A 3816-nucleotide genomic window follows, 5' to 3' on the forward strand; every position below is an offset into this window, starting at 1 on the left:
CGGCAGCGACGACAGCGGCAGCCAGGCGGAGGCGGTGCCGCTGTCGTCGCTGCCGGGGCCGAAGAGGTGCGGGGCGAGCTGCGCCTGGAGGTCGGCCGGGGTGGGCCGGCGGGTGACGTCCGTCTGCATGCAGGAGTCGATGAGGGGCCGCAGCTCGTCCGGCAGGCCCTCCAGGTCCGGGCCCTCGCGCAGCAGCATGAAGACGGTCTCGACCGGGTTGGCGCCGTGGAAGGGCGCGTGGCCGGTGGCGGCGAAGACCAGCATCGAGCCCAGCGAGAAGATGTCGCTGGCGCCGGTGACGCTGCGCGAGTCGCGGGCCTGCTCGGGCGACATGTAGGCGGGGGTGCCGACGGCGACGTTGGTCATGGTCAGGCGCGTGTTGGAGACGCCCGACGCGATGCCGAAGTCGATCACCCGGGGGCCGTCCTCGACGACGAGGACGTTGGAGGGCTTGAGGTCGCGGTGGACCAGGCCCGCGCCGTGGATGGACTGCAGGGCCTCGGCGACGCCCGCGGCGAGCCAGCGGACGGCCTGGGCCGGAAGCGGCCCGCACTCGTTCACTATCTCTTCGAGAGAGGGCGCCGGGACGTAGGCGGTGGCGAGCCAGGGCACGGCGGCGCGCGGGTCGGCGTCGACGACGGCGGCCGTGTAGAAGCCGGAGACCGCCCGGGCGGCCTCCACCTCCCGGGTGAAGCGGACCCGGAACAGCTGGTCCTCCGCGAGCTCCGTGCGCACGGTCTTGATCGCCACGCGCCGGCCCGAGGCCGAGCGCGCGAGATAGACCAGGCCCATTCCGCCCGCGCCGAGCCGGCCCAGCACCTCGAAGGGCCCGATACGTCTCGGGTCGTGCTGCGTCAGCTGTTCCACTTGCCTGCCACCTCCCCGTACGGGCCATGAGGGTACGGCCCCGTGGCCCCTGATTCTTCCTGTCCGAGGGCCCCGTTGCGAACCCGGGGGCGGATCGGGGTGTCACACGTCATAACGGGGTGCTGCGGTACGGGGTGCGCCGGGCGGTACGACCCGGGACGGATCAGTCCATAGCGGACGGTTTCGGTTCCGCGCGTACGGCGAAGCGGGCGCCCTGGTTGTCGTGGAGGACGGCGACGCGGCCGTGCGGGGCGTCGAAGGCCGGGGTGACGACCCGTCCGCCGAGCCGGACGGTGGTCTCGCAGGCCTCGTCGCAGTCGGCGACGGCGAAGTGGACGAGGACGTGGCCGGGCATCTCGGCGGGGAAGTCGTCGGTGATGACGGCCCGCCCGCCGAAGGCGCTCCCGCCGCCGGGCCGGGAGCCGGGGGGCGACCAGACGCGGTAGTCGACGCCGGCGCCCCCGCCCTCCGCCCCGGCGTCGGCCTGGCGGCCGAGGTAGCCGAAGACGGTGGCGTAGAAGGTGTCGACGGCGTCCGGGCGGCGGGTGTGGACCTCCATCCAGCAGAAGGCGCCGGGCTCGTTCGTGACCTCGAAGCCGTCGGGGTCCCCCTCCTGGCGGATGCCGAAGACGGCGCCGCCGGGGTCGGCGGCGAGGGCGTACACGCCGAAGGGGCCGACGGGGTAGGGCTCCATGACCATCTGCCCGCCGGCGGCCTTGATCCGGGCGGCGAGGGTGCCCGCGTCCTCGGTGGCGAGGTAGAGGGTCCAGGTGGTGGGCATGCGCCCGTCGCGCTTGGGGACGAGTCCGGCGACCCGGCGGCCGTCGAGGAGGGCCTCGTCGCGGGCGGGGTCGAAGGTCCAGCCGAAGAGCTCGCCGTAGAAGCGCTTGCCCGCTTCCAGGTCGGGGAGCTGTGCGTCCACCCAGCAAGGGGTGCCCTCAGTGCGTACGGCCATGTCCACACGCTAGGACGGCGGGGGCGGCCCCGCACGCCCCGACATGCGAACAAAGAGACGATTCGGCGGGCCGGAACCCTTGCGGTGCTTGGGTTGTCCACCGAAGTTGTCCACAGGCTGTTCATAAGCCGATTCGGGTACGGCGCTCCCCCGGCCGGCTCCCCGGCAGGCTCCCCGCGCCCCCGCCGGCTCCGAAGTGGCTCGAACCCGTCCCCGGGCTCCCGCGCCCCGACCCGCGCCGACCTCGCAGAACGCTCCCGGGACAAGGGTGCACCCCATTTGCAGTCGGCCGAATCGCGCGCAGACCCCCCCTCGGTAAGCTGACGGCATGACAGGACAAGTACGCACCGTCGACGGCCGCGTGGCCGGACGACGCGGTCAGGCGACGCGGCAGAAGCTGCTCGACTGCCTCGGTGAGATGCTCAGCTCCTCGCCCTACCGGGACGTCAAGGTCATCGATGTGGCCCGGAAGGCGGGTACTTCACCCGCGACGTTCTATCAGTACTTCCCGGACGTCGAGGGAGCGGTCCTCGAGATCGCGGAGGAAATGGCCAAGGAGGGGGCCGCGTTGACCGATCTGGTCTCCGGCCGCTCCTGGGTCGGCAAGGCCGGCTGGCAGACCTCGGAGGAACTCGTCGAGGGCTTCCTGGACTTCTGGCGGAAGCACGACGCGATCCTGCGGGTCGTGGACCTCGGCGCCGCCGAGGGCGACAAGCGGTTCTACAAGATCCGCATGAAGATCCTGAACTCGGTCACCAACTCCCTCACGGACGCGGTGAAGGAGCTCCAGGCCAAGGGCAAGGTCGACAAGGACGTCAGCCCCGCCGCGATGGCCGGCTCCCTGGTGGCGATGCTGGCCTCGGTCGCCGGCCACCAGAAGGGCTTCCAGACCTGGGGCGTGAAGCAGGCCGAACTCAAGCCGAACCTCGCCCTGTTGGTTCACCTGGGCATCACCGGCAAGAAGCCGACCAGATAGCCCTACTCCCGCTCCTTCACCCGTCCTGTCGCCGACGCCGGCGGCGGCCCGCTCCCCCGAACCTGAGCGGGACGCCGTCGGCGTCGCCGTGTCCGGGGCCGGAGCCGACCGCCGTCGGTGTCGCCGCGTCCAAGGCCGGAGCCGACCGCCGTCGGGTCCAGGACCGGCCCCCCCCCCTTCACCTCCGGGTCAGCCGGAAGAGCCGGATCTCACGCTCGATCCGCGCCTGGTACGTGGCGTACGGAGGCCAGAACTCGAGCGCCGCCTTCCAGGCCGCCGCCCGTTCCTCGCCCGCGAGGAGCTCCGCCCGTACGGGTACGTCCTCGCCCCGCCAGTTGACCTCGACGTCCGGATGGGCGAGCAGGTTCGCCGTCCAGGCCGGGTGGCCCGGCCGGCCGAAGTTGGAGCCGATGAGGAGCCAGCGGCCGTCCCCCTCCGGCATGCAGGCGAGCGGGGTGACCCGCGGCTGCCCGCTCTTCGCGCCCCGGGCGGTGAGGATCACCCCGGGCAGCATCCGCGCGCTGAGCAGCACCTTCCCCCTGGTCAGCCGGTGCACGGCCCGGTCCATGGCGGGGATGAGGTGCGGCGCGACCTTGGCGAAGGTCCGGGTCGAGGACACCTTCTGCACGAGCTTCCGTCCCATGGGCATCTACGCCGCCGCCTCTCCGAAGAGTCCGGTCCGTTCCGCCGCCCGGTCGCGCAGCCGCCGGGCGGGTCCGAAGAGCAGTTCGTCGGAGGCGGCCCGCTTGAAGCAGAGGTCCTCCCAGCCGGCACCGGTGCCGCCGCACTCCGCCGCGGTGGCGCGCAGGGCCTCCAGGGCGTGCGCGAGGGCGAGCGGCCCGCCGTCGGGTTCACGGGCCGCGCAGTGCGTCAGCGAGCGGGCCGCCTCGACCTGGACGTACAGGTCGGCGAGGCGGTGCCGGTCCGGCCGTTCGCGGGTGCGGTCGAGGGCGGCCCCCGCGGTGCCGACGGCCTCGGCGGCCAGCATCACGGCGGCGGTGCGGCCGGTGGCGGCGAG

The 3816-nt window shown here is 73.1% G+C and carries 4 protein-coding genes and 1 pseudogene; 1 reads left to right on the forward strand and 4 read right to left on the reverse strand.

The window, feature by feature from the left end; genetic code table 11:
- Both CCN56_RS38905 and CCN56_RS38910 read right to left on the reverse strand, forming a co-directional pair.
- The coding region (locus CCN56_RS38905) for a serine/threonine-protein kinase (RefSeq protein ID WP_143664794.1) at positions 1 to 867 on the reverse strand (867 nt) is incomplete at its 3' end.
- Positions 868 to 1030: 163 nt separating this feature from the next.
- Positions 1031 to 1822, reverse strand: coding sequence for a VOC family protein (locus tag CCN56_RS38910; RefSeq protein ID WP_086832336.1), 792 nt, complete (start codon positions 1820 to 1822; stop codon positions 1031 to 1033).
- A gap of 328 nt (positions 1823 to 2150) precedes the next feature.
- On the opposite strand from CCN56_RS38910, the gene CCN56_RS38915 reads away from it, so the two are divergent.
- Positions 2151 to 2798: a TetR family transcriptional regulator gene (locus tag CCN56_RS38915; RefSeq protein ID WP_086832337.1), complete on the forward strand. Its 648-nt coding sequence runs from the start codon at positions 2151 to 2153 to the stop codon at positions 2796 to 2798.
- A gap of 178 nt (positions 2799 to 2976) precedes the next feature.
- Here the strand turns inward: CCN56_RS38915 and CCN56_RS38920 are convergent, their stop codons facing one another.
- Entirely contained in the window at positions 2977 to 3447 is a 471-nt protein-coding gene (locus tag CCN56_RS38920) for a nitroreductase family deazaflavin-dependent oxidoreductase (RefSeq protein WP_086832338.1), read from the reverse strand.
- Positions 3448 to 3816: pseudogene (locus tag CCN56_RS38925) on the reverse strand (acyl-CoA dehydrogenase); the annotation flags it as partial.

It is taken from the genome of Streptomyces sp. NRRL B-24572, from assembly GCF_002156145.1.
GTDB classification, from domain to species: Bacteria; Actinomycetota; Actinomycetes; order Streptomycetales; family Streptomycetaceae; genus Streptomyces; species Streptomyces vietnamensis.

Excerpts from the sequence above, each read along its gene's own strand:
- CCN56_RS38915 (WP_086832337.1), top strand. The coding sequence starts at position 2,151 with ATGACAGGACAAGTACGCACCGTCGACGGCCGCGTGGCCGGACGACGC.
- CCN56_RS38920 (WP_086832338.1), bottom strand. The coding sequence starts at position 3,447 with ATGCCCATGGGACGGAAGCTCGTGCAGAAGGTGTCCTCGACCCGGACC.
- CCN56_RS38910 (WP_086832336.1), bottom strand. The coding sequence starts at position 1,822 with ATGGCCGTACGCACTGAGGGCACCCCTTGCTGGGTGGACGCACAGCTC.